Below are 24,885 nucleotides of genomic sequence, written 5' to 3' on the forward strand. Positions count from 1 at the left end.
ACATCAACCAAAGCGGCAAGCCTATATATGACTTGACAATCTGGATTGACACCCCGGCTCACCGCTTCCGCGTCCATCGAGCGGTAGCGGGTCCGTCGTCGGAACCGCGCCGTATGCGCCAGGGCACGGCCGAGCTGCGATCGATCGCAGAGAGAGTTGATTATGGTCCAGACTGGGCGGGTCTGCTGAACGGCGCACAGCTTCGTTGCGCCTCGCGATTCCGGGACTCTGCAAATCAGTGGTGGCTTCGAGGCTTTGACGGAACTTTGGAGAGTGCAACTGGCAGGCCTGCTGCGCCGCAGGGCTTGGGGGCCTGCGCCAGCCGCGCAGGGGATGAGGGAATTGGAGTGGCGGCTGATTCCGACCTGTGACGGAGCAACGTCTCGGTCGCAATCGCCCAGACAGGTTGGGTATCAGGACATGGCCTGTGGGCTGTTTGTGCGCTGTCACTGAAACCTAGAAGATTGCCGATCTCAGCAGGCAGTAGTAGGCGGTTCGCCGTCCATACGGCCTGCGGCACGGTCATCGCGAGGATCTGCAGAAGCGGCAACTTTTTCGCCCGTCCCCCCATATCTCTCGAACGCCCCCAGCTGCGACCAGTCCGGCCAGGTGAGTTCGTGGACCCGGAGGAGGCGGCCCTCTCGGTACTCCGCGACGAGCACCACCTCGATGCGGTGCGCCTCCTCGCCCGGCCGCTGGGTCGTGATCCACACCCTCGCGGCGAGGCGGGGGCCGGACTCGACCCAGGAGTCGTCGTCGTACTCCACCCGGTACGTGATGGGGGTGGCGTAGACGCGCTCGTGGCCGGCGCGGAAGGCGGCGAGGTCCTGGGTCTGGCCGTTCGTGGTGAGGACGAACTCCGGGTCGTAGTAGGTGTCGACGAGGGAGGCGTCCTTCGCCTCGACCATCCGCGTGAACATCTCCTGCATCCGCTCCCGGAGCGAGCCGCCGCCAGAGGGCGCGAAGGGTGGGATGTCGATGCAGAAGCGGAACAGGTTGTCCGGGTCCCACGCCGTCTTGACGCCTCGTAGCCGCGAGTAGGTGGGCTCGTCGAAGGCGGTCCGGGCATCGACCGGACGCCCGCCGGGGGAGGCGGCGAAGTTGTAGAGCGCCCGGCCGCCGGTCCAGGGCAGCAATTGCTCGTACAGCGCGGTCTGGAGGCCGACGGCGTCGGCGAAGGCCGGGCCGGGGTAGGCCGAGGTGAAGAGGTTGTAGTGGACGTCGCGATGGCCGACCGCGTTCGCGACGGCGGGGGGACGGGCGAGGGCGCCGCCCAGGTGCCGCAGCTCCAGCATGTGCGGCGTCGAGACACTGACCTCGTCGAGGAGGACGTCGATCGCGGCGTCGTCCCAGCGGGGCAGGATCGCGCCGCCGCAGGCGACGGGTTGAGGGAGGACCGGGTCGGCGTGGATCGTGCCGATCTCGGTCACGGTCAGGGGCCGCACGGTGTCCAGCAGCGGCGTCGCCACCGCGCGGAGTGGCTTGATCAGGTCCTCCGCCTCGGTCGGTGCACCGAGGTAGGCGACGCGGACGTGCCCGACGAACCGGCCGCGGACCGCCGGCGGGACCGGCTCGACGTCGGGGAAGGTCACGAAGGCGACCGAGAGGGTGAGCTCGTCGGGGGCGTCTGCCGTGCACCGGCCGAAGGCGGCGAGCAGCTCGGGTGCGGCCTCGCCGGGCAGGAACAGTCCACCGCCGTACAGGCCCGCGACAGGCACGAGGTCGATCTCCAGCTCCGTCACGACCCCGAAGTTGCCGCCGCCGCCCCGGCAGGCCCAGAACAGCTCGGGATCCGACTCCGCAGTGACCTCGCGGAGTGAACCGGTGGCGGTGACCAGCCGGAGCCGGCGGACCCGGTCGGCGGCCCAGCCGTGGCTGCGGCCGAACGGGCCGAGGCCGCCGCCGAGGGTGTAGGCGACGGCGCCGACGTCGGGCGCGGACCCGCACGGCGGCGCCAACCCCAGCGGAGCGCACGCCGCCAGCACGGGGGCCCACGTGGCGCCGGCGCCGATCGTCGCCATGCCGCCTGAGGAGTCGACGGAGACGCTCGAGAGCGTGCGGGTGTCGATCAACAAACCGTGGTCGACGCCGGGGATCGGCCCGTGCCCGGTCGCCCGGACCGCGACGGGGAGCCCGTGCTCCGCCGCGAAGCGCACCGCGGCCGTCACGTCGGACTCGGAGGTCACGGAGACTGCGACGTCGGGCGTCGGGATCGCCGCCAGGTCGAAGCCGGCGCACGCCGCGTCGAAGCCGGGCGTGTCGGGCCGGTGGACCCGGCCGGCGAGGGCGCGGTCGAGTGCAGCGAATCCGTCGGACATGGCGCTCCCTCCCGAGCACGGGCCGCCTCATCGGCCCGGTCGCGGGAACCGTCCACCCGCCGGCTCCAACCCGACTCCAATTGCGGGAGAGGGCGCCAAGCTGGCGCTGGTCGAGCACCGGGGTGCGGGGCGGGAGCGGACGAGGATCTCGCGCACCCATCAGCATCCCTCTGTCGGTTGCGCCGAGAAGCCCACATCTGCCGTTGGGCGGCACCACTGCTATCGAGACGGCTGGCCTCGTGGAGAAGTGCTGAACCAGTCGTCCGCGTGAGGCGCCCGCTCGCCGCATCAACGCAGTTCAGAAGGCTTTACTCGACCATATGTTCGATACAGTTCACGTATGGCCGGCTGGGGCGACGTGGCGGACGAGGACCTCCTCGCCGCGGTCGCCGACGTCCAGCGCGCGCGCAATGCCGTCGAGGCCCGGATGCTCGCCGTCGTCGGGGAGCTGGAGGCGCGGGGGATCGCCGCCGAGCGTGGGTTCAAGGACGCCGCGGACCTGTTGCGCACGGTGCAGAAGGTCGGGGCGGGCGCGGCGAAGGCGCGGGTGCGGGCGGCGCGGGCCGCCGCTCCGCGGCGCTCCCTGCAAGGCGAGTCGCTTCCCGCAGCCCTGCCGGAGACCGCGCAGGCGGTGGCAGCCGCAGAGATCTCGCTGGACCACGTGGTGGTGATCGAGCGGACGCTCGCCGCGCTCCCGCCACACCTGGTCGCCGAGCACCGGGAACCCCTCGAACAGGATCTGGCCGAGCAGGCCCGGCTCCTCGACCCCGACGCGTTGCGGAGGGTGGGCAAGCACGCGCTGGCGATGCTCGATCCGGACGGGCCGCGGCCTCGGCACAACGACCCCACGCGGACGCGGCTGCGGTTCCTGCCCCGCGGTGAGGGGTTCGAGGCGCGGGGCTGGTTCGACCGGGAGTCGGCGGCGATCATCCGGACCGCGTTGTCCCCGTTGGCCGCGCCGACCGGTGAGCACGAGGCCGGGCAGTGCACGGAGTCCGGGTGCGAGCACGGCCCGGGTGAGCCGCGACCGGATCCCCGGTCGATGGCCGAGCGGGACGGGGACGCGCTGGTCGAGCTGTGCCGGCGGATGCTGAACTCCGGGGCGTTGCCCGTCGAGGGCGGGACCCGGCCGCACATCACCGTCACGATCTCGCTGCAGGACCTCCGCCACGACGGGGCGGGACTGCTGGAGTTTGGGGACGGGCTCGCGCGTGGGGTGATCCGCGCCGAGGACGCGCGGCGCCTGGCGTGCGACGCCGGGGTGGTCCCCGTGCTCCTGGGGTCGGACGGGCAGCCGTTCGACGTCGGGCGCAAGCACCGGGTCGTACCGCACGCACTGCGGCGGGCCCTGGCGGTCCGCGACGGTGGATGCGCGTTCCCCGGCTGTGGAATGCCCGCGCAGTGGTGCGAGGGCCATCACGTGCGGCACTGGGTCGACGGCGGGGAGACCTCGCTGGGCAACACGGTGCTGCTGTGCGCGCGCCACCACCGGCTGATCCACCGAGGCGAGTGGACGGTCACGGTCGACCGGGGGATCCCCTCGTTCCATCCGCCGTGGTGGACGGGCGGGCCACCGGGCCGCAACGTCGTCCATCGTCCGGACCTCCTCGGTCGGGTCCCCGCGCCCAGCCGACCCGTCGAGCAGGTGAGCCTGGACGACCTCGTGGCGCTGCCGCGGCGTTCGTGAGGCCCTGGCACCCCTCCGGCCAGGGCCTCGCTCACCCCCGTGGCTGCGGCGGCGGGCCGACCATCTCCACGCCGTACTCCGTCATCGCCCGGACCAGTGCCTCGACGTCCGGGGGACCGTCCGGCGGTGGGGGCAGGGTCGCCGACGGCGCGGGCTCGCCGGTCGCGAAGAAGAAGTGGTCCATCCGGCCGCCGGTGGAGAAGGCGAGGAAGCGGGCCTCGTCGGACTCCACGCAGAAGGCGTGGGCGAGGTCCCGCGGGGCCCACACGAAGCTGCCGGTCTCGGCGGTGATCACGTCGTCGCCGACGCAGACCGCGAGGCGGCCGTCGAGCACGTAGAAGGCCTCGTCCTCGCGGGTGTGGCGGTGCAGCGGGCTGGCGTAGCCACGGGCGCCGTACGCCTCCTGCACCCAGAGGCGCTCGTTCGTGTTGTCGCTGGTCGCCTTGAAGGTCAGCAGGGCGCCGAGGTGCCACAGAGCGGGGCCCTCACCGGCGGCGAGGTGGTACGGGCGAGTGGTGGGGATCGTCATGACCTCGACACTGACGCGTCGCGCGCCCACCGACATCGGGGTGTGTACGTATCCGGCGCAAACGCTGCACGTACGTCTGTGCGGTCGCCTACTGTCCGGTGGGTGCCCGCGCCGCGCTGCCCCGTCGTCGTCGGACGGACGGGGGAGCTGGCCGCGGTGCGGTCCGCGCTGGCCGCCACCCGGCTCGGACGGGGCTCGACGACGGCGCTCCTCGGCCCCGCCGGGATCGGCAAGTCGCGTCTCGCGCGGGAGGCGGTCGTGGCGGCGGAGGCATGGGGCATCCCCGCGCTGACCGGACGGGCGGTGCCGCACGGGGACGCGACCGCGTTCCGACCCATCGCCGAGGCCCTGCTCGCCGGGCTGCGTCGGCATGAGGGGTTCGACGCCCGACCCGAGCTCGGTCGGCTCGTTCCCCGCTGGCGTGTCGACGACCGGCCGGAAGGCTCCGTACTCGTCCTCGCCGAAGCCGTCCTCCGCCTCCTCCAGGACCTCGCGCCCGACGGGCTGCTGCTCGTCCTCGAAGACCTGCACTGGGCCGATCCCGAGACACTGTCCGTGGTCGAGTTCCTCGCCGACAACACCGAGCGCGTCGCCCTGCTCCTCACCGCCCGCGACGAGCCGGACGCCGTGGCCCAGCTGACCGACGCCCTGGCCCGGCGCGGCGCCTGCACCGTCCGCATACTCGCACCGCTCACCGCACCCGAGATCGACGCCATGATCGACGCCTGCGGGATCGACACCCTGGTCGACACGGCGGACCGACAGGCGCTGCGCCGTCGTAGCGCCGGTCTCCCGCTCCTGGTCGAGGAACTGCTCGGCGCCGAGCCCGGCGTCGTCCCCCGGTCCGTGGCCGAGTCCGTCCGGACGCGGCTCGCCGCGTTCCCCGACGACGGCCGCGCGGCCCTCCAGGCCGCCGCCGTGCTCGGCGAGCGGTTCGACTGGCGCGTCCTGGCGGACACCGTCGGCCTCGACGAGACCGCGGCGCTCGCCGTCCTCCGCGAGACCATCCGGTCCGGGATGATCGAACCCGCGGAGCAGGACGAGTTCCGGTTCCGCCACGCCCTCGTCCGCGACGCGGTCCTCGCCGACCTCCTCCCGCCCGAGCGCGCGGCCTGGGCCGCGAGGGCGCTCGCCGCCGTCCGGCACCGGCAGCCCGAACTCGACGGGCCGTGGTGCGACGTCGCCGCCGACCTCGCCCTGACCGCGGGAGACCGGGCCGCGGCGGCCGAGGTGCTGCTCGAGGCGGGTCGGCGCAACCTCGCCCGCGGCGCCCTGCTGTCCGCCGAGACGACCCTCCGCCGGGCCCGTGAGGTGTCGGACGACCCCACCGCCGTCGACGAGCTCCTCGCCGAGGTCCTGACGTCCGCTGGCAAGACCGAGGAGGCCGCCGCGATCAGCCGTCGCCTGCTCGACGCCGCGCCGCACGCGGCCGCGGCCCGTGTCCGGCTCGCCCGCGTCCACGTCCGCGCCGGCCGGTGGGCCGCCGCCGAGGCAGAGCTTCGGCAAGTTCCCACCGACGGCGCCGACGGGCTGCGGGCGATGGTGGTGCGCGCGACCGTCGCGCTGGAGGACGCCCGCCCGGACGACGCCGCTCACCTGGCGGCCGCGGCACACGAGCGCGGCCCGGTCGACGTGCGGGTCGAGGCCCTCCTGCTGCTGAGCCGCCTCGCCCGCCGCTCCGACCTCGACGAGGCCGAGGCGCTGGCGCTGCGTGCCCGGACCCTCGCCGAGCAGCACGGGTTGGCGCACGCGGCGGCGCGTGCCGCCTACGAGCGGGCCATCGCCGGGGTGCAGGAGACCCTCCGCGTCGACCTGCTCGCCGAGGCCCGGGCGCGGGTGGCCGCGCTCGGCGATCTCGCCGGGGTCGCCGTGCTCGACCTGCAGGAGACCGCCATCCGCAACGCCCGGTGGGAAGCCGAGGAGGCGGTCGCGGCGGCGACCCGCTGCATCACGGCCTCTCGCCGGTTGCACCTCGCGACGCTGCCCAAGGCCCTCGTCCTCGACGCCGCGGCTCGGGCCTACCTCGGTGAGCAGGCCGAGGCGCAGCTCGCCGAGGCGCAGGCCCTCGCGCCGGACGACACCCACCTGCGCGGGGAGATCGCGCAGGTGCGGGCGATGTGGGCCCTCGACCGGGGCGACGACACCGCCGCCCACGCGCACCTCGAGGAGGCGATGACGCAGTTCGCGCGCAGGCCGGACGAGGTCACCGGCTCACCTGGCGTCGGACTCTGGCTCATGACCACCGTGGCCTGCGATGCAGGGCGGATCGCCCCTCCCGAGCCGCCCGATCCGCTCACCAACCGGTGGAACCGGGGCATGGCACGGTTCGCGGAGGCCATCGCACGGGGCCGCCGCGGCGACCGGGCCGGTGCGCTCACGGCGTTCGACGAGGCCGAGGACACCTTGCGCAGTCCCGTGGACATCGGCTGGCACCGCCTGCAGGCCCGACGACTGGTGGCCGGGGCGGCGCTCGTTGACGGCTGGGGCGAGCCCGCCCGCTGGCTGGCCGCGGATCTTCCCAAGGTCGAGGCGCGGGGCCGCGAGCGCTGGGCCGCGGCCCTGCGCGGGCAGTTGCGCAGGGCCGGAGTGGCCGTGCCGCGGCGGACCACCACCGTCGTTCCCGCGGTTCTGCGCGAGAAGGGTCTGACCTCGAGGGAGAGCGAGGTCCTCGTGCTGGTCGCCGAGGGCCTGGACAACCGGGAGATCGCGGCGCGGCTCGTGCTGTCCGTGCGGACCGTGGAGAAGCACGTCGAACGGCTGCTGGCGAAGACGGGCGCCGCCCGACGCCCCGCCCTGGTCGCCGAAGCCGTGCGGCTGCTCGGCGGACGCAGGGACTCCTAGCGCGCATCTGGCCCTCCGGGCGATGCGGGACGCGGGCCTGGGCACGCGTCCATTCAGCGCAAATTGCCTGGTCATGGCTCGGATTCGGGTAGCCGTCCCTCGAGAAGTGGTAGCACTGCGAGCCGAGCAGAGGAGCGGACCGATGACGGAATCCGACCAGCCCCAGGAGAAGCGCGGGGAGGCCCGCGCAGGTGAGCAGGACGCGTCCGACGCCACGCGGAAGGTCCGGCGTCGTGCGCCCGGGATGAGCGCGCCCGACGGAGGGACGAAGCCGCCCGCCAGGAACGTCACCGGTGGTGTCCGCCGGGTGACGGCGGCCGGCCGGGCCGCGTCCGAGGCCGGCCGGTCGGCGGCCCGTCGGACCGTGGACCAGGCGGGCCGGGCCGCGGGTCGAGCCGGTCGGACGGCGGGCGCCGCGGGTCAGGCGGCGGCGCCGGGTGCCGGGAAGACCGCACGAACCGTCGCCCAGACCGGACGGGCCGCGGCGTCCGGCGCCGCGCAGGCCGTCGGCAGCACGGGCCGCACCGCCGCAAGCACCGGCGGAGCGGCCGCATCCGGGTTGGCGAAGGCCGGCGGCGACGTCGCGTCGGGCGTGGCGAAGACCGGTGAGACCGCCGTCAGCGGGGTGGCGTCGACGGCGACCGGCACGCTGAAGGGTGTGGTCGGGACCGTGGGCTCGGTGGTCAAGCCGGTCCTGGGGGCGAGCTTCAGCTTCCTGATGGCCAAGGCCGCGATCCTGCTGCAGCTGATCAAGCGGCTCGCCCTGCTGGCGCTCCAGGGCCTCGAGCGGCTCGCCCAGCGGCTCGAGCAGTTCGCCGCCTCGAAGCGACCCCGGCCCGAGGCCGAGGCCGACGAGGAGGAGGACGAGGAGGAGGACGTCGCCGGCATCGTGGGCTCGGAGACCCCCGAGGAGCAGGAGGAGGGCGCCGACGACACCGGGCAGCGGGCGCCGAACCCGACCTGACCGACCTTGCACCTGTGCGTTGAGTGGTTCAAGGAACGGGACCAGACTTGCCGGCGCGCCGACGACGTCGGACCTCGAGCACACGCCCCGGGATGGGCGGTGCCCGCCGCGGTGCACGACGACGCTCGCTGATCCGGGCCCGGTCCTCACCGCGGTACGCGGCGATCTCGGCTGAAAGGACGAGAGCGAGACAGGAAGAAGGATCGACGTGACCGAGAGCGTCAGCGAGAGCGAGAACCCGCGGATCCCGTCCCCGACCCCCGAGCCCCACCGGCCCCTCACGAACCGGGACTGGTGGCCCAACCAGCCGGACCTGTCGGTGCTGCGCGCGCACGCGCCCCAGGCCGACCCGATGGGCGGGGCCTCCGACTACGCGAAGGAGTTCGCGGCGCTCGACGTCGAAGCGCTGAAGCGCGACGTCATGGAGGTGATGACGACCTCGCAGGACTGGTGGCCGGCCGACTACGGCCACTACGGCGGGCTCTTCATCCGGATGAGCTGGCACGCCGCGGGCACCTACCGCATCGCCGACGGCCGCGGCGGCGGCGGCAGCGGCGCCCAGCGCTTCGCGCCGCTGAACAGCTGGCCGGACAACGTCAGCCTGGACAAGGCGCGCCGGCTGCTCCTGCCCGTCAAGCAGAAGTACGGCCGGAAGATCTCCTGGGCCGACCTGATCATCTTCGCCGGCAACTGCGCCTACGAGTCCTTCGGGCTCACGACCTTCGGTTTCGCCTTCGGACGGGAGGACATCTGGGAGCCCGAGGAGATCTTCTGGGGACCGGAGGACACCTGGCTCGGCGACGAGCGCTACAGCGGTGACCGGGAGCTCGCCGGACCGTTCGCCGCGGTGCAGATGGGCCTGATCTACGTGAACCCGGAGGGACCCAACGGCAACCCGGACCCGTTGGCGTCCGCCCGGGACATCCGCGAGACGTTCAGCCGGATGGCGATGAACGACGAGGAGACGGTCGCCCTCATCGTCGGCGGCCACACCGTCGGCAAGTGCCACGGCGCGGTCAGCCCCGACTGCCTCGGGCCCGAACCCGAGGGCGCCCCGATCGAGCAGCAGGGCCTGGGCTGGCGGAACACCTGCGGCAGCGGGGTGGGCGCCGACGCGCTCACCAGCGGACTCGAGGGCGCCTGGACCAACGAGCCGACGCGCTGGGACAACGGCTACCTCGACAACCTGTACCGCTACGACTGGGAGCTCACCGAGAGCCCGGCCGGCGCGAAGCAGTGGACGCCGAAGAACCCCGAGGCGCAGGACACCGTGCCCGACGCCCACGACCCGTCGAAGCGCCACGCGCCGATGATGCTGACCTCGGACCTCGCCCTGCGGTTCGACCCGGTCTACGGGCCGATCACGAAGCGGTTCCACGAGAACCCGGACGAGCTCGCCGACGCGTTCGCCAAGGCCTGGTACAAGCTGCTGCACCGCGACATGGGCCCGGTCTCGCGGTTCCTCGGCCCGTGGGTGCCCCAGCCGCAGCTGTGGCAGGATCCCGTCCCCGCCGTCGACCACGAGCTGGTGAGCGACGACGACGTCACCGCTCTGAAGGCGCGGATCCTCGACTCGGGCCTGTCCGTCCCGCAGCTGGTGGCGACCGCGTGGGCCTCGGCCGCCTCCTTCCGCGGCACGGACAAGCGCGGCGGGGCGAACGGGGCGCGGATCCGGCTCGAACCGCAGCGCAGCTGGGAGATCAACGAGCCGGCGGAGCTGGCGCGGGTGCTGGAGACCCTCGAACGGCTCCAGCAGGAGTTCGAGTCCGAGGGGAAGAGGATCTCGCTCGCCGACCTGATCGTGCTGGGCGGCTGCGCGGCCGTCGAGAAGGCGGCGCGCGACGGCGGCCACGAGGTCACGGTCCCCTTCGCGCCGGGGCGCACGGACGCCTCGCAGGAGCAGACCGACGTGGACTCGTTCGCCGTGCTCGAGCCGGCCGCGGACGGGTTCCGCAACCACGTCCGGCCCGGCGACAAGGTGCCGCCGGAGCAACGGCTGGTGGACCGGGCGTACATGCTGAACCTGACCGTCCCGGAGATGACGGCGCTGGTCGGCGGCATGCGGGCCCTCGACGCCAACGCCGGGCACGCCCCGCACGGCGTCCTCACCGGCCGCCCGGGGACGTTGACCAACGACTTCTTCGTCAACCTGCTCGACATGGGCACGGAGTGGCGGACGTCCGAGTCGACGGAGAACGTCTACGAGGGCCGGGACCGCGCCACGGGCGAGGTCAGGTGGACCGCCACCCCCGTGGACCTCGTCTTCGGCGCGAACGCGCAGCTGCGCGCCGTCGCCGAGTTCTACTCGTGCCAGGACGCGCAGGAGAAGTTCGTGCAGGACTTCGTGGCGGCGTGGGACAAGGTCATGAACCTGGACCGCTTCGACCTCGCCCGACCGTGACGCCCGGGGCCCGGGCCGGCCGCACGCCGGCCCGGGCTGCCGGCGCGGTCACCAGGCCGGGGTCGGCTCGCTGGTCGGCCCGGCGGTCGGCCCGGTGGTCGGCCCGGTGGCGAGGCCCGCCTGCTCCCGCAGGGCGGTGAAGCCGCGGGCCGTCCCCTCGGTCAGCACGTCGAGGTCGGTGAGGCCGGCGTCGGCGTTGAGCGTCACCAGCAGCTCGCCCGCATAGGACAGCGCCGCGACGGACAGCGGCACACCGGCGCTCATGGGCGCGATCGGTGCCGCCGCCAGCAGCCGGGCGCCGGCCAGCCACAGCGGCGTCGGGGGTCCGGTCACGTCGGTCACGGCGAGGGTGAGCCGCCGGCTGCCGAACCGTCGCGCCCACCGCAGGAACGGGCGCGCGACCGGAGCGGGCAGGCGGAGATCCGCGACGTCCGTGCTGGCTGCCCGCAGCCGGGCCTTGTCCCGGGTCGTCACCTCGTGGATCAGGGCGAGCCGCCGCGCCGCGTCCGGCTCGCCCACCGGCAGGCCGACGACGAGCATGCTGCCCACCTGCCGGTCCGTGTGCCCGGTCGTCGCGGGCACGGTCGCGCGCAGCACCAGCCCCGTGACGGCCTCGCCGCGCGCGGTCAGGTACTCGCGCAGCCCCGTGGCGACGGCGGCGAGGAGCAGGTCGTTCACCGTGACGCCGAGCGCGTGCCCGGTGCGCAGCAGCTCCGGCAGCGGGACGGGGACGACCCCCAGACTGCGGCCCGGCCCGATGTGCCGGGGGAGCGAGGTGACCGGCTCCGGTCCGGCGAACTCCGCGAGAGCGGCCCGGACCTGCGCGAGTCCCTGCCTGCCACCGCCTCGCCGACGGCGGACTCCTGCGGCGCCTCGCCGACGGCGTCGTCGTACGGCCTCGGCGATCTCGTGCCGCCGTACCCGCCGCAACTGACGGTGCGACGGCAGCGGCGCCACGGTCCTCGGCGGGACGACCGGGGCCGCCGTCTCGGGCCGGTGATCGAGCAGCGAGCCGAGCAGCGCGATGCCGGCGGCCCCGTCCGCCAGGACGTGCGACACCACCAGGAGCACCGCGAACCGCTCCCCGGGCAGTCCGCCGACGACGTCGGCACGCCACAGGGGGCGGTCAGGTGGCAGGGGTGTCGCCGACCGGGTCACCGCCCAGCTCGCCAGGTCCGCCCCGGTCGGCAGGGTCGTCACGTCGACGTGGTCCAGCGGGACGAAGGCCGGGTCCTCGGCCCAGAACGGCCGGCCCTCGCCGAGCCGGGTCCACACCACCCGGGTGCGCAGCCCCGCGACCCGGGTGGCGCGCTGCGCGAGTTCGGCGCGGACCCGGGCGAGGTCGACGACGCCGTCGGCCTGCCGGAACGGTCCGGCGTCGAACACGCCCAGCAGCCCGATCTGCATCGGGGTGTCGGGACCGGCGACCCACGCGGACATCAGCTCGTCGAGCCGCAACCTCGTCACCACGGCCTGCACCCTGCGGCACCTGCCGCAGTCCGGGAAGGGACCAAGGCCACGGTGCGGGGTCGGCGTCAGTCCCGGCCCGCCCGGGTGAGCTTGCGCCAGACCCAGCCCGCCGGCACCCGCCGCCCCGTCTGCACGTACTCGCGGGCGGCGTCGACCAGCAGCGTGACGTCGAGGCCGCGGCGGGCGGGGGTGGCGCCGAGCAGGAGCAGCTCGTCGTCCGGGGCGAGGACGAACCCGTCGTCCGGCCCCATCACGCACTCCTCGGTGCCGTCCGCATCCCGTCGCAGGACCATCAGCACGGTGATGCCGAGCCGGTTCTCGCGGCGCTCCGGGTCGCGCAGGACGTCGCCGAGCCGGGCCTCGCCGGACGCGAGCCACCCGAGCAGGGTCGGCGTCTCGCTGCGGTTGAGCCGGATCTTCCACAGGGCCGGCATCCGCCGCCCGCAGTCCGAGGTCACGCGCCGGATCAGGTCCGCCGCCCAGGCGTCGCCCTGCTGCGGCACCCCCTGCAGGAAGCGCCAGAGCAACGGGGTGCTGAGCTGCGCGAACACCTCGTGCGCCACGACCTCGGCCGGCACGAGCAGCGAGTTGATCTCCATGGCGGCGAACAGCGGCGCGCTCGCGGCCCGGTTCTGCCGGGCCGCCACGAAGATCGAGCGGTTCAGCCGGCGGGCGTCGGAGACCATCGAGAGGTTGGTGGTGTCGTTGTCCGTGCCGGCCACGAACCCCACGGCGCCGGCGACGCCGGCGCGCACCAGGACCGCCGGGTCCACGCCGGAGCCCTCGACGGTCGTGATGCCGTCGCCCGCCTCGGGGGCCGTGGCGCGCGGCTCGACCACGGTCACGTCGAGCCCCTCGGCGCGCAGGTCCGCGGTGACCTCCCGGCCGAAGCGGCCGTAGCCGCACACCACCCAGTGCCCCTCGGCGGGCGGCCGACCCCGCTTGGGCAGCTCGGCGCCCGGGCCGCTCTCCAACCACGTCATGAGCTGGTAAGAGGCGGGCGAGCGCATGGCGATCCGCAGGTGGTCGCCGAAGCGGTTGAAGGGGTTGACGACGGTCGGGCTGCCGAAGGCCTGCATGCGCTCGGCGATCGCGGGGGAGACGGTGCGCGCGACCACCGGCAGGTCCGGCCGCAGCAGGGCGGCGGTCATCGCGACGGCGAGGTTGGCCTCGTCGTCGTTGGTCAGCGCGACGACGGCCTCGCACCGCAGGTTGCGCAGCCCGGCCACGCCGAGGTGCCCCGGGTCGCGGGCGTCGGCGACCAGCCCGGGGACGTCCCCGTGGTACGAGCCGAGCTCGAGGGCGTCGATGCGGTCCTCGGCGACGTCGATCACGACGACCCGCTTGCCGAGCGCGTCGAACGCGCGGCACAGCAGCTCCCCGGTGCGGCCGTGGCCGACGATCAGCAGGAACGGCTCGCGCAGCCGCTTGACCTTGCGGGTGAAGTGCTGCAGGGCGATTGCCCGGCGGAACGCGCGGTCCTGCAGCAGCGCCAGCAGCGTGCCGACCGCGTAGGCCCAGCCGATGACCGTGAGGTAGATCGTCGCGGTGACCCACAGCCGTTGGGCGGGGGTGAAGGTGTTCGGCAGCTCGCCGAAGCCGATCGTCGACGCCGTGTAGCTCATGAAGTAGAAGGCGTCGAAGAAGCTCATCCGGTAGGGCGCGCCGGTGGCGTCCTGGCCGGGGACGAGGGTCAGGCCGAGCACGCTCACCGCGAAGATCGTGATCAGCACGATCAACGGGGCGCGCATACGGCGCAGGATCAGGAAGATCGTGGCCTCGGCCTCGACGGCGGACGCCATCGGGATCCGCCGGCGCAGCCGCCGGGAGGGACCGCGGGGGCCCGGCTCCTCGTCCTGCCCCAGCAGCCGCATCCAGAAGGAGAGCAGCGGGTTGCCCATGAGCGCCTACCGGCGGTGGTACGACACGGTCTCGACCACGAGCAGCACCACCGAGACCACGTTGGCGAACAGCGCGCCGCCGGACAGCGACACGACGCTCGCCATCGCCGCCGGGGTCAGGCCGGTGTCGGCGATGTGGGCCGAGTAGGTCCAGGCCAGCGCCGCCGCCACGAGCTGCAGGTCGGCGACCAGGCTGGTGGCGAGGTGCACCGCGCCGATCTGGGTGCGGTCGCCGAACTTCAGCACGGTCGCGATGAGGCTGACGACGATGGCGGCGAACAGCTCGTAGATGTTGTGCAGCGCCGGGTTCGAGATGTCGCCGATGAAGAAGCCGAAGTTGAGGGTCGCGGCGAGCAGCACGAAGAAGCCGAACACGACCTTCTCGAGGTTCATGCGTGCTCCCGGCTCCGGTCGTCCCGCCCGGGCGACAGAATGGCACGACGACGGGGCGCGCGCCTGATCGACGTGCGGCGTCAGCGCCGGACCACGCGGCGCCGGCGGAGCGCGAACCCCACCCACGACACGACGACGAGGCAGCCGATCGCGAGCTGGATGGCCAGCAGGTACTCGCGGGGGTAGAGCACACCGGTCAGGTAGGTGTCGATGAAGCCCCGCGCCAGCCCCTGCTCCCCGGCGAGCCGGCGGAACCGGTCCTCCCACGCCGTCAACGGGCACTCGACGTGGGCGAGCACGCTGACCAGGCCCCACCCGACCGCGACGGCGTGCAGCACGAGGACCCGCGGCCAGCGCCAGGCGAGGAAGCCGCCGAGCGCGACGAAGGCCAGGAACGCGAAGTGGACCAGCATCACCGCGTCGGCGAGGAAGCGGTAGGCCACGCGACCAGGATGACCGGCCCGGGACGCGGCCACCAGCGGCCCGGGCCCGCGGAGTCCGGCGTGTCGGCCGGAACCCTGCCGGGTACTGGCGGGAATGACCGCTTTCGGCTGGCACGCGTCGCACGAGCAGATCGCCCCGACCGCACTCCTGGACGCCGCCGTCCGCGCGGAGCAGGTCGGGTTCGACGCCGCGATGTCGTCGGACCACTTCTCCCCGTGGAGCGAGCGCCAGGGCCAGTCCGCGTTCGCCTGGGCGTGGCTGGGGGCGGCGATGCAGGCGACGTCGCTGCCGTTCGGCGTGGTCAACGCCCCCGGCCAGCGCTACCACCCCGCGATCGTCGCGCAGGCCATCGGCACGCTCGGGGCCATGTTCCCGGGGCGGTTCTGGGCCGCCCTGGGCACCGGCGAGGCGAGCAACGAGCACATCACCGGGGACGACTGGCCTCGTAAGGAGGTTCGCAACGCCCGGCTGCGGGAGTGCGTCGACGTCATCCGGGCGCTGCTGCGCGGCGAGGAGGTCAGCCACGACGGGCTCGTCCGCGTCGACCGGGCGCGGGTGTGGACCCGCCCGCCCGAGCCGCCCCCGCTCGTCGGCGCCGCGGTGAGCGTGGCGACCGCGCGCTGGTGCGCGGAGTGGGCGGACGGCCTGATCACCGTCAACGCCCCGATCCCGCACCTGCGCGAGATGATCGACGCCTACCGGGAGGCCGGCGGGCGCGGGAAGCTGCACCTGCAGGTGCACGTCAGCTGGGCCCCGGACGAGGAGACGGCCGAGGCGATCGCGCTCGACCAGTGGCGCGGCAACGTCTTCCCGCCGCCGGCCTGCTGGGACATCGACACCGCGGAGACCTTCGACGCCGTGTCCACGCACGTGCCGATCGAGCAGGTCCGACAGACGGTTCAGGTGTCCGGCGACCTCGCCCGGCACGCCGCGCTTCTCGCGGAGTTCGCCGACCTGGGCTTCGACGAGATCGCGATCCACCACGTCGGACAGGAGCAGGACGCGTTCCTCGACGCGTTCGGCGACAAGGTCCTGCCCCAGCTGAGGGGCGCGGCGTGAAGCTCACCCGGACCTCGGACCTGTGGTGGAAGAACGCCGTCGTCTACTGCCTGGACGTCGAGACCTTCGCCGACGGGAACGGCGACGGCTGCGGGGACTTCCGCGGCCTGATCCAGAACATCGACCACCTGGACCGGCTCGGCGACACGTGCCTGTGGCTGATGCCCTTCTACCCGACCCCGGACCGCGACGACGGCTACGACATCGTCGACTTCTACGGCGTCGATCCGCGGCTCGGGACGCACGGCGACCTCGTGGAGCTGATCCGCACGGCGAACGACCGCGGCATGCGGGTGATCGCCGACCTCGTCGTCAACCACACCTCCGCGCAGCACCCCTGGTTCCAGGACGCGCGGAGCTCGCCGGACTCCCCGTACCGCGACTGGTACGTCTGGCAGGACGAGCCGCCGGCCGACGGCCCGCAGGGGGTGGTGTTCCCCGACCAGGAGACCTCCCTGTGGCAGTACGACGAGAAGGCCGGGCAGTACTACCTGCACCGCTTCTACAAGCACCAACCTGACCTCGACGTCGCGAACCCCGAGGTCCGCGACGAGATCGCCCGCATCATGGGCTTCTGGATGCAGGTGGGGCTGTCCGGGTTCCGCGTCGACGCGGTGCCGTTCCTGCTGGAGACCGCCGGCCAGGACGACGCCGGCGCCCTGCCCGACCCGCACGACTACCTCGCCGACCTCGCCGCCTTCCTGCGCCGGCGCAACGGCGAGGCGGTCCTGCTGGGCGAGGTGAACCTCCCGTACCCGGACACGATGCCCTTCTTCGGCGCCCGGGACGGCGCGGGCACTACCGACGAGCTGACGATGTGCTTCGACTTCGTCGGCATGCAGCAGATGTACCTGTCCCTGGCCCGCGCCGACGCCGAGCCGCTGGCGAACGCGCTGCGGCAACGGCCGGACCCGCCCGAGGACGGGCACTGGGCGACGTTCGTGCGCAACCACGACGAGCTCACCCTGGACAAGCTCACCGACGCCCAGCGCGCGGAGGTCTTCGCCGCGTTCGGCCCGGACGAGGACATGCAGCTCTACGGCCGCGGGCTGCGGCGGCGGCTGCCCTCCATGCTCGGCGGCGACGAGCGCCGGATCCGGATGGTCTACAGCCTGCTGTTCTCCCTGCCCGGCACCCCGGTGCTGTTCTACGGCGAGGAGATCGGCATGGTCGAGGACCTGAGCCTGCCCGGCCGGTTCGCCGTGCGCTCCGACATGGACTGGGCCGCGGCCCGGGAGCAGACGCGGGACCCGGGGTCGCTGCTGTCCTGGATGCGGCTGCTCGTCGACAGCTACCGTGCCTGCCCGGAGCTGGCCTGGGGGAGCTACACCGTGCTCGACCCCGGGCCGGAGGCGCGCCCGGTGTTCGCGCACCGCTGCGACGCCGACGGCACCACGGTCGTGGCCCTGCACAACTTCGCGGACGCGGAGGTCCGGGCCGAACCGGTGCTGACCGGCCTGCCCGGTGCCGAGCTGGTTGATGTGCTGGACCCGGGGGCGAAGCCACTCCGGCTCGACGACGAGGGGCGGGCGTCCGTCCTGCTCGAGCCGTACGCCTGCCGCTGGTTCCGGACGGTCGGCTCAATGGGCACTTCTGCCCATTGAGCCCCGCAGCCGGGCTCCGGTTCGCTGACCCACCACCACCACGGGAAGGCGGATCCGGATGCGGGACAGGCAGCTGGAGGTCTACGGCCTCTTCGAACGGCGGGCGACCGAGCGGACGTTGTCGCTGCTCAGCGACGAGGTGATCGCCGAGCACGAGGCGAACCCCGCGGGGCCGCACAGCGACGCGCTGCAGCGGGTGCTGCGGCACATGCGGCGGGCGCCGATCCCCGGGAAGCTCGTCATCGTCGCGGTGCGGCCGTGGGAGGAGTACCGGCTGGCGGCGCTCACCGGCGTGCCCGGCGAGGCCCCCGAGGTGCTCGACGACGGGCCCTACGCCACCGAGGAGGAGGCGATGCACGCCGTGTTCCTGCGGCGGGTCGCCGACCTGCGGGCGGAGGTGGCGTGATGGTGCACGTGCCCCGGCCCACCGTGACCGGCTACGCCGACCGCTTCTCGGTCGCGCCCGGCGAGACGATCGAGTTCAAGGTCAGCTGCGACGAGCCCGGCGAGTTCCGTGCCGAGGTCGTGCGGCTGCGCAACGGCGACACCAACCCGGCCGGCCCGGGCTTCCGGGAGTCGGTGGTCGACACGCCCGCCACGGGCAGCTACCCCGCCCGCCATCAGGAGATCCGGACGGGCTCCGCGGTCGTCGTGCCGGACGGCGGGCGGCTGGCGCTCGGCGGCACCGGCGCCGTGCACGTGTTCGTCCAGCCGACCACGCCCGCGAAGGGGCCGCAGGCCTTCGTCTCCCGCTGGGACGGGACGGGCGGATGGTGGCTCGGGCTCGTCGACGGCCGGGTGACCCTGCGCCTCGGCGACGGGACGACCGTCCACGAGACCGTCGCGGACGCCCCGCTCGCCCCCTGGATCTGGTACTCGGTCACGGCGAGCTGGAGCGACGGCGCCACCGTCGTCACCGCCACCCCCACGCTGACCTCGGCGAACAGCCTGTGGAGCCCGGCGGTCGGGCTGGCCGCCCCGACCACCGGCGCCGACGCGGGCGCCCCGGTCCCCGCGCAGCCCGACGCCGACACGGTGCTGGCCGCGTCGAGTGGGGCAGCAGGCCTCACCGACCACTACAACGGCAAGCTCGACTCCCCGGCCGTCTACGCGCACGCCCTCAGCGACGAGGACCGCGCGGCCCTGGCCCGTGGTGAGCGGCCGAGCGCGGACCTGCTGGCGCACTGGGACTTCGCCGCCGAGATCGGCCGCTCGGGCGTCCCCTCGGACACCTACACCGACCGCGGCCCGCACGGCCTGCACGGCCACGGCCACGGCCACAACGCCCCGTACCGCGCCATGACCGGCTGGAACTGGACCGGCGAGGAGGAGAACTACCGGCACGCGCCCGAGCAGTACGGCGCCGTCCACTTCACCGACGACGCCCTGGACGACGCCGGCTGGGAGACCGACGTCCGCCTCGCGGTCCCGGACGACCTGCCCAGCGCCGTCTATGCGCTGCGGATCACGCTCGGCGACACCGTGGACCACATCCCGTTCTGGGTGCTGCCCCCGCGGGGCACGGCCACGGCGAAGGTCCTGCTGCTCTTCCCGACCGCGAGCTACCTGGCCTACGCCAATGACCACATCGTCCCCGAGGTCCCGGTGGCCCAGTCGATCCTCGGCCACACCTCGGTCTTCGCCGCGCCCGACCTCAAGCTCCTCGAGCACCCCGAGTACGGCCTGTCGACCTACGACCACCACTCGGACGGCAGCGGCGTCGGGCACACCAGCCGGCTCCGGCCGATCCTCACGATGCGTCCCGGCCACCGGCACAGCACCGGCTCGCTGTGGCAGTTCCCCGCCGACCTGCACCTCGTCGACTGGCTGCACGGCGTGGGAGCGGAGTTCGACGTGGCCACCGACGAGGACCTCGACCGCGAGGGCGCCGAGCTGCTCGGCCGCTACGCCGTGGTCCTCACCGGCACCCACCCCGAGTACTACTCCGCGCGGATGCTCGACGCCTGGGAGACCTACCTCGGCGCCGGCGGCCGCGGGATGTACATGGGCGGCAACGGGTTCTACTGGGTCAGCACGTTCCACCCGGACAAGCCGCACCTGATGGAGGTGCGCAAGGGCGAGGCCGGGTGCCGCGCCTGGCAGGCCCGGCCGGGCGAGCTGCACATGGCCTTCAGCCCGGAGCGCGGCGGGATCTGGCGCAATCGCGGCCGCAGCCCGCAGAAGCTCTTCGGCGTCGGGTTCACCACCGAGGGCATGGACCACTCCTCGGCCTACGACACCCTGCAGGACTTCGCCGACCCGCGGGCCGGTTTCCTCACCGCGGGCCTGGACGGGACCACGGTGCTCGGCGACCACGGGCTCGTCGGCAGCGGCGCCGCCGGGCACGAGTGCGACCGGTACGACCTCACCCTCGGCACCCCGCCGAACGCGCTGCTCCTCGCCACCAGCGCGGGCCGGCACTCGGACAACTACCCGCTGGTCGCGGAGGACATCTACTTCCCCTTCGACGGCCTGGGCGGCACGGACAACTTCCAGGTCCGCGCCGACGTCGTCTACCTGACGACGGCCAACGGCGGGGGCGTGTTCTCCACCGGCTCCATCGCCTGGGCCGGCAGCCTCGCGACCAACGGCTACGACAACGACGTCTCCCGCCTCACCCGCAACGTGCTGGAGCGCTTCGCCGACCCCGAGCCGCTGGAGCCGCTCGACGTGTGAGGTCACGCCTCGGGAAGCAGCCGCAGCCCCTGCTCGACGGCGAGCCGGGCTGCGGACACCCGGCAGTCCACCTGCAGCTTCCCGAGGACGTGCTCGACGTGGTGGGCCGTGGTGCGGGCGCTGATCCCGAGCCGGCGGGCGATGGTCGCGTTGGCCAGCCCGTCGGCCAGCAGCGTCAGCACCTCGGCCTCCCGGTAGGACAGTCCGTGGGCGGCGTCCGAGGGTCGGGTGGCGACGAGCGTGCCGTCCTCGACCGCGACGAGCTGCAGCGGAACCCAGCCCGCGGGCGCCGGGGCGAGGAACCGCGCCTGCGGCGGGTCCGGACGGGTGCGGCGCCAGCGGACGATCCGGGCCGCGAGCTCGTCGTCGAGCCCGGGCGGCCCGGGGCGGCCGGGCACCGGCACCACCGTGGCGTCGGGCCCGACGACGGCGGCGGGTCCCTCGACGCCGCCGCACTCCAGCAGGGTCAGCAACCGGCGGGACAGATCGGCCGCACCGGCCAGGGCCACCAGCGCCGCGGCCGCGGTGGGGAGGTGGGTGCCCAGCTCCTCGAGCACCGTCGCGGCGGCCGCACTCCAGGAGGGTTGCTGCGCCGCCGCCGCGAGCCCGAACGCGACCCGGTAGGCCTCCGCCTCGTCGACCGGTCCGGACATCCGAGCCCCCTCCGGGCCGTCAGATCACGTCAGATCATCGTGAGGAAGGTGGTGGCCATCGCGCCGCTCATCACGAGGTGGGCGACGGGTTCCGCGCGGAACCGTCCGCGCAGCGCCTCCAGCCAGCGCCCGCTCCGCACGGCGAAGTAGCCGGTCAGGGCCAGGCAGACGGCCGCGACCGTGAGACCGCCGTGGTCCCCCGCGACGAAGGGCATCGCCACCATCGCGCACGCGGCCAGACAGCTGTGGACCACTGCGCCGTTCTCGGTGCCCTCGCCCCGCCGTCGTCCGGCCAGGGTGAACAGGCAGGACACCACGGCGAGGGCGGCCGACAGGACGAGCCCGCCGGCCGCCATGGCGCACATCGCGAGCGCCATGCCGCCGTGCCCCAGCGCGGTGAAGCGGTGCGCCGGGGCACGGCGTGCGCGGGCGAGGAAGACCGCCGCGGCGAGCAGGCACGCCACGCCGACGACGGCCTCCCACCAGCCCGCGCCGTGCATCACTCGGCCCCGCGGTCCTTGCCCGGGCCGTGCACCTCGCCGTTCTCCTTGCCGCCGTGGCAGTGGCCGTTGGTGGAGGCCGGGATGTCGAGCGCGGGGTTGCGGTCGAAGAAGCCCGACGGCTTGAGCACGAAGCCGGTGTAGTCGACCGGCATGATCGGCCAGTCCTCCGGGCGCGGGAAGTGCGTGAGCCCGAAGGTGTGCCACACGACGATGTCCTCGCCGTCGACCGGCCGGTCCGCCTGCACCCAGGCCGGCAGCCCCGCGCCGCCCGGGTTCTGGTTCACGAAGTCACCGGCGGGGTAGCGCTCGTCCGCGTCGTACTGCGTGACCCACAGCGCCTTGGCGGCGAACGTGGCGCGGGACCGGATCACGGACGCGTCGTCGGCCAGCAGGGTCGGCTGGCCCTCCGGGTGCAGGGTGTACCCGACGGGCTGGCCCAGGGCGTTGGTCTTCTCGGTGTTGATGATGTGCCAGACCCGGCCGGTGGAGGCGTTGGCGTCGCGCTGGGCGTCGGACTCCCGGGACAGGCGCGTCACGCTGCGGCGGAACGCGTTGCCGTACGGGTTGCCCTCGCCCATCGGGACCCGGGCGGCCTCGATCTCCTCGACGGCGTTGGGCCCGCCGTCGACGGTCATGTCCAGCCGGGCGGAGAACAGGTGCTGGTGGAACGGGGCGCCGAGGCCGGGCGCGATCTCGGTGGCGTACTCGCCGGGCGTGCCCGAGGTGAACACGATGCCGGTGGCCTTGCACTCCAGCTCGATGGTGCCGTCGAGGTAGAGGTACCAGTAGAAGCCGTAGTCGTAGTTGCCGATCGGCGTGAAGAACGAGATCACCAGGCGGCGCTGGCGGCGGGTCTCGCGGGACCCGGTGAACATGTCCGAGTGCTTCCAGAGGACGCCGTAGTCCTCCTCGTGCATGCAGATCGCGTTCTCGATGGTGCGCGGGTTGCCGAGGTCGTCGGCGATCACGGCGTCCGTGTAGAGGATGTCGCCGAGGCAGTCGCAGCCCAGCTGCAGCGAGTCGGCGTAGCGGGCGAACATGTACTCGCCGCAGTCGAAGTAGTTCTGCCAGAAGCGGACCGGCGACGGGTCGGCGTAGGGGACCACCATCTCGGCCACCGAGGCGCGGTAGCAGATGGGGCGGCCGTCGAAGGCGATCTGGTGCAGGGTCAGGCCCTCGCGCTCGTTGAACCCGATGCGCAGGTCCCACTTGCCCCAGCGGACGTGCCCGTCCTCGACGGTGAACGAGCGGCCCTGCGGCTGGGTGATCTCGATCGGCTTGAGGTCGAGCGGCGGGCCCTGGACCTCGGGGTCGTCGAAGTTGCCGGTCGTCTCGGGCACGGGGTGCTCGGCGTGGTCGACGACGCGGTCCACGGTGCGGGCGGTGAGGTCGACGTAGGCGACGAGCCCGTCGATCGGGTGCGCCCACGGGTGGTCCTTCTCGTGGTCCTGGCGGAAGCCGAAGGCGCGCACCACGCGGTGGCCCGGGTGCTCGGGGTAGTCGTCGAAGGCGCCGGCGGACAGCGGGACCGCGCGCACCTGCGCGGGGTCGATGCCGCGGCGCTCGAGGGCCTCGCGCCACTCGGCGGCCGCGTTGAGGATGTCCTCGATCATCTCGAACTCGGTGTCGATGATCGGCGGCTGGCCGTCGCGGGGCGGGTCGAGCTCGCGGTTGGACACGACCGAGCGGGAGTCGGTGGACACCACGACGTCCCAGGAGCGGCCGCTGGCGATGTCGAGCAGGATCACGCGGAAGCGGCGGTCGGTCTCCGCACCGCTCAGGACCTCGCCCTTGGCGGGCTCCTCGGGCGTGAAGAAGGTGTAGCGGACGGTCTCGCCCAGCAGTCCGGCGTCGAGCAGCACCTCGCGGACGGCGCGGACCTCCGCCTCGCTCGTCATGGCGAGCGCGTGGGTGCGGTTCTCGAGGGTGGTCATCGGAGGTTCTCCTTTCAGGCCGCGTCGGCGGCGGGGACGGTGGTGGCCGGGACGGAGCCGGACACGGTGCGCAGGCGGGACCAGACGACGCCGAAGACGAACGCCAGGACGAGGATCGCGCCGATGCCGAAGGCCAGCGCGCCCGAGCCGCCGATCAGCGTCGGGAAGTTCGAGACGGTCAGGACGAGGCAGGCGAGCAGGCCGATCAGCCCGAGGGCCGGGGCGATGACGGTGTGCCAGACCCGGGTGTCGACGCGGCTGCGGCGGAAGTAGACGAGCACGGCGGCGCAGGTCAGGGTCATCAGCCCGAGCACGCCGAGGGTCGCGGTGCCGGCCATCCAGGCGAAGACCTGGGTCACCGGGTCCATCCCGGCGATCGCGAAGATCACCAGGAACGCGACGGCGACGACGGTCTGGGTCAGCGAGGCGACGTGCGGCGAGGAGTGCCGCGGGTGGCTGCGCCCCACCGCCGGGTGCAGTGCGCCGGCGTTGCCGAGCGAGAAGTAGTACCGCGCCAGCACGTTGTGGAAGGACAGCGCCGCGGCGAAGAGGCTGGTCATCAGCAGGACCTGGGCGACGTCGCCGCCGACGGGCCCGAGGACGTTCGTGATCGTCGTGATGATCATGTTGCCGGGGTCGGTGCCCGCGGCCTCGACCGCGGCGGCGTCGCCCCACGCGGACACGACGGCCCAGCTGGACAGGGTGTAGAAGACGCCGATCAGCAGCAGCGCGGTGTAGGTCGCCCGCGGAATGGTGCGCTGCGGGTCCCGGGCCTCGTCGCGGAACACCGCGGTGGCCTCGAACCCGATGAACGACGCGATGGCGAACATGATCGCGATGCCGAGCGAGCCGGACACGAACTCCGGGGGCTTCACGAACGCGGTCGAGAGGTGCTCACCGCTGCCGATCACCACGGCGTCGAACACGAGGACGATCGCGACCTCCGCGATCAGCAGGGCGCCGAGCACCTTGCCGGACAGCTCGATGTGCCGGTACCCGAGCACCCCGACGACCGCGGCGACGACCAGCGACCACACCCACCACGGCAGCGCGGGGCCACCCCAGTGCTGGACCAGGGCGTCGATCACCGCGCCGATGTAGCCGAAGACCGCCAGCTGCACGGCCGCGTAGGTGACCAGCGCGAGAAAGGCGGAGCCGAGACCCAGCCGCTTGCCGAGCCCCTTCTGCACGTAGGCGTAGAAGGCGCCGGCGTTCGGCACGTGCTTGCTCATCGCGCAGAACCCGACCGCGAACAGCAGCAGGATCCCGCAGCACAGGGCGAAGGTGGTGGGGAAGGCGGCACCGTTGCCCGCGGCCAGGCCGAGCGGGACGGTGCCGGCGATGACGGTCAGCGGCGCGGCGGCGGCGACGACCATGAACACGATCGACCCCACACCGAGCCTGCCGGTGAGGGTGTGCGGTCGATCCGAACCCGTGACGCTCATCAGCGGCTCTCCAGGGTGACTCGGAAGAGTGATGTCGACCACCGTGGGCGGAGGCGCGGCGTG

Annotated in this window: 18 protein-coding genes; 8 read left to right on the forward strand and 10 right to left on the reverse strand. The window is 73.4% G+C overall.

The window, feature by feature from the left end; all coding sequences use genetic code 11:
• Nucleotides 1–473: 473 nt before the first annotated feature.
• Nucleotides 474–2,318 (reverse strand): FAD-binding protein, encoded by a 1,845-nt coding sequence (locus tag PKE99_RS23855; RefSeq protein ID WP_051737880.1) that lies wholly within the window; start codon nucleotides 2,316–2,318, stop codon nucleotides 474–476.
• A 340-nt stretch (nucleotides 2,319–2,658) separates the two neighbouring features.
• Between PKE99_RS23855 and PKE99_RS23860 the strand changes: the two genes are divergently transcribed.
• A complete protein-coding gene (locus PKE99_RS23860; protein WP_051737879.1) occupies nucleotides 2,659–4,005 on the forward strand; it encodes an HNH endonuclease signature motif containing protein in 1,347 nt (448 codons plus the stop codon).
• A 31-nt stretch (nucleotides 4,006–4,036) separates the two neighbouring features.
• Here the strand turns inward: PKE99_RS23860 and PKE99_RS23865 are convergent, their stop codons facing one another.
• The gene (locus tag PKE99_RS23865) at nucleotides 4,037–4,534 is read right to left on the reverse strand and encodes a quercetin 2,3-dioxygenase (protein WP_037049769.1); all 498 of its coding nucleotides are present in this window, start codon (nucleotides 4,532–4,534) and stop codon (nucleotides 4,037–4,039) included.
• 102 nt (nucleotides 4,535–4,636) lie between these two features.
• Between PKE99_RS23865 and PKE99_RS23870 the strand changes: the two genes are divergently transcribed.
• From PKE99_RS23870 to katG, 3 genes are all read left to right on the forward strand, one after another.
• Nucleotides 4,637–7,375 carry an ATP-binding protein gene (locus tag PKE99_RS23870; protein ID WP_037049688.1) on the forward strand — a complete coding sequence of 913 codons (2,739 nt, stop codon included), beginning with the start codon at nucleotides 4,637–4,639 and terminating at the stop codon, nucleotides 7,373–7,375.
• A 142-nt stretch (nucleotides 7,376–7,517) separates the two neighbouring features.
• The gene (locus tag PKE99_RS23875) at nucleotides 7,518–8,339 is read left to right on the forward strand and encodes a hypothetical protein (protein ID WP_037049686.1); all 822 of its coding nucleotides are present in this window, start codon (nucleotides 7,518–7,520) and stop codon (nucleotides 8,337–8,339) included.
• Between the two features lie 208 nt (nucleotides 8,340–8,547).
• Complete coding sequence (gene katG, locus PKE99_RS23880) at nucleotides 8,548–10,740, forward strand: catalase/peroxidase HPI (protein ID WP_037049685.1); 2,193 nt, start codon at nucleotides 8,548–8,550, stop codon at nucleotides 10,738–10,740.
• 48 nt (nucleotides 10,741–10,788) lie between these two features.
• On the opposite strand, the gene PKE99_RS23885 is transcribed toward katG, so the two are convergent.
• From PKE99_RS23885 to PKE99_RS23900, 4 genes are all read right to left on the reverse strand, one after another.
• The gene (locus PKE99_RS23885) at nucleotides 10,789–12,219 is read right to left on the reverse strand and encodes a wax ester/triacylglycerol synthase domain-containing protein (protein ID WP_037049683.1); all 1,431 of its coding nucleotides are present in this window, start codon (nucleotides 12,217–12,219) and stop codon (nucleotides 10,789–10,791) included.
• A 56-nt stretch (nucleotides 12,220–12,275) separates the two neighbouring features.
• A complete protein-coding gene (locus PKE99_RS23890) occupies nucleotides 12,276–14,111 on the reverse strand; it encodes a potassium channel family protein (protein WP_037049680.1) in 1,836 nt (611 codons plus the stop codon).
• Nucleotides 14,112–14,117: 6 nt separating this feature from the next.
• Complete coding sequence (locus PKE99_RS23895) at nucleotides 14,118–14,504, reverse strand: DUF6394 family protein (protein WP_037049677.1); 387 nt, start codon at nucleotides 14,502–14,504, stop codon at nucleotides 14,118–14,120.
• A gap of 80 nt (nucleotides 14,505–14,584) precedes the next feature.
• The gene (locus PKE99_RS23900; protein WP_037049675.1) at nucleotides 14,585–14,947 is read right to left on the reverse strand and encodes a DUF2784 domain-containing protein; all 363 of its coding nucleotides are present in this window, start codon (nucleotides 14,945–14,947) and stop codon (nucleotides 14,585–14,587) included.
• A gap of 94 nt (nucleotides 14,948–15,041) precedes the next feature.
• On the opposite strand from PKE99_RS23900, the gene PKE99_RS23905 reads away from it, so the two are divergent.
• Genes PKE99_RS23905 through PKE99_RS23920 form a run of 4 tightly spaced genes read left to right on the forward strand, consistent with a single transcriptional unit; the run spans nucleotide 15,042 to nucleotide 20,287 of the window.
• Nucleotides 15,042–16,007 (forward strand): TIGR03885 family FMN-dependent LLM class oxidoreductase, encoded by a 966-nt coding sequence (locus PKE99_RS23905; protein ID WP_037049673.1) that lies wholly within the window; start codon nucleotides 15,042–15,044, stop codon nucleotides 16,005–16,007.
• The gene (locus PKE99_RS23910; RefSeq protein WP_037049671.1) at nucleotides 16,004–17,611 is read left to right on the forward strand and encodes an alpha-amylase family protein; all 1,608 of its coding nucleotides are present in this window, start codon (nucleotides 16,004–16,006) and stop codon (nucleotides 17,609–17,611) included. Before PKE99_RS23905 ends, PKE99_RS23910 begins: the two co-directional genes overlap by 4 nt.
• Before the next feature lie 58 nt (nucleotides 17,612–17,669).
• Nucleotides 17,670–18,017, forward strand: a complete 348-nt coding sequence (locus tag PKE99_RS23915; protein ID WP_051737878.1) for a N,N-dimethylformamidase alpha subunit family protein — start codon at nucleotides 17,670–17,672, stop codon at nucleotides 18,015–18,017.
• Nucleotides 18,017–20,287 carry a N,N-dimethylformamidase beta subunit family domain-containing protein gene (locus tag PKE99_RS23920; RefSeq protein WP_037049670.1) on the forward strand — a complete coding sequence of 757 codons (2,271 nt, stop codon included), beginning with the start codon at nucleotides 18,017–18,019 and terminating at the stop codon, nucleotides 20,285–20,287. Before PKE99_RS23915 ends, PKE99_RS23920 begins: the two co-directional genes overlap by 1 nt.
• Before the next feature lie 2 nt (nucleotides 20,288–20,289).
• Here PKE99_RS23920 and PKE99_RS23925 read toward each other — a convergent pair whose 3' ends face one another.
• Genes PKE99_RS23925 through PKE99_RS23940 form a run of 4 tightly spaced genes read right to left on the reverse strand, consistent with a single transcriptional unit; the run spans nucleotide 20,290 to nucleotide 24,822 of the window.
• A complete protein-coding gene (locus tag PKE99_RS23925; protein ID WP_051737877.1) occupies nucleotides 20,290–20,940 on the reverse strand; it encodes a LuxR C-terminal-related transcriptional regulator in 651 nt (216 codons plus the stop codon).
• A 29-nt stretch (nucleotides 20,941–20,969) separates the two neighbouring features.
• Nucleotides 20,970–21,443, reverse strand: coding sequence for a hypothetical protein (locus PKE99_RS23930; RefSeq protein ID WP_037049668.1), 474 nt, complete (start codon nucleotides 21,441–21,443; stop codon nucleotides 20,970–20,972).
• Nucleotides 21,440–23,377 carry a primary-amine oxidase gene (locus PKE99_RS23935; RefSeq protein WP_051737876.1) on the reverse strand — a complete coding sequence of 646 codons (1,938 nt, stop codon included), beginning with the start codon at nucleotides 23,375–23,377 and terminating at the stop codon, nucleotides 21,440–21,442. Before PKE99_RS23935 ends, PKE99_RS23930 begins: the two co-directional genes overlap by 4 nt.
• A gap of 14 nt (nucleotides 23,378–23,391) precedes the next feature.
• On the reverse strand, nucleotides 23,392–24,822 hold the full coding sequence (locus PKE99_RS23940) for an APC family permease (protein WP_037049666.1): 1,431 nt from the start codon (nucleotides 24,820–24,822) through the stop codon (nucleotides 23,392–23,394).
• Between the last annotated feature and the right edge of the window lie 63 nt (nucleotides 24,823–24,885).

The organism is Pseudonocardia halophobica (assembly GCF_027922425.1).
In the GTDB taxonomy this organism is placed as follows: domain Bacteria; phylum Actinomycetota; class Actinomycetes; order Mycobacteriales; family Pseudonocardiaceae; genus Pseudonocardia; species Pseudonocardia halophobica.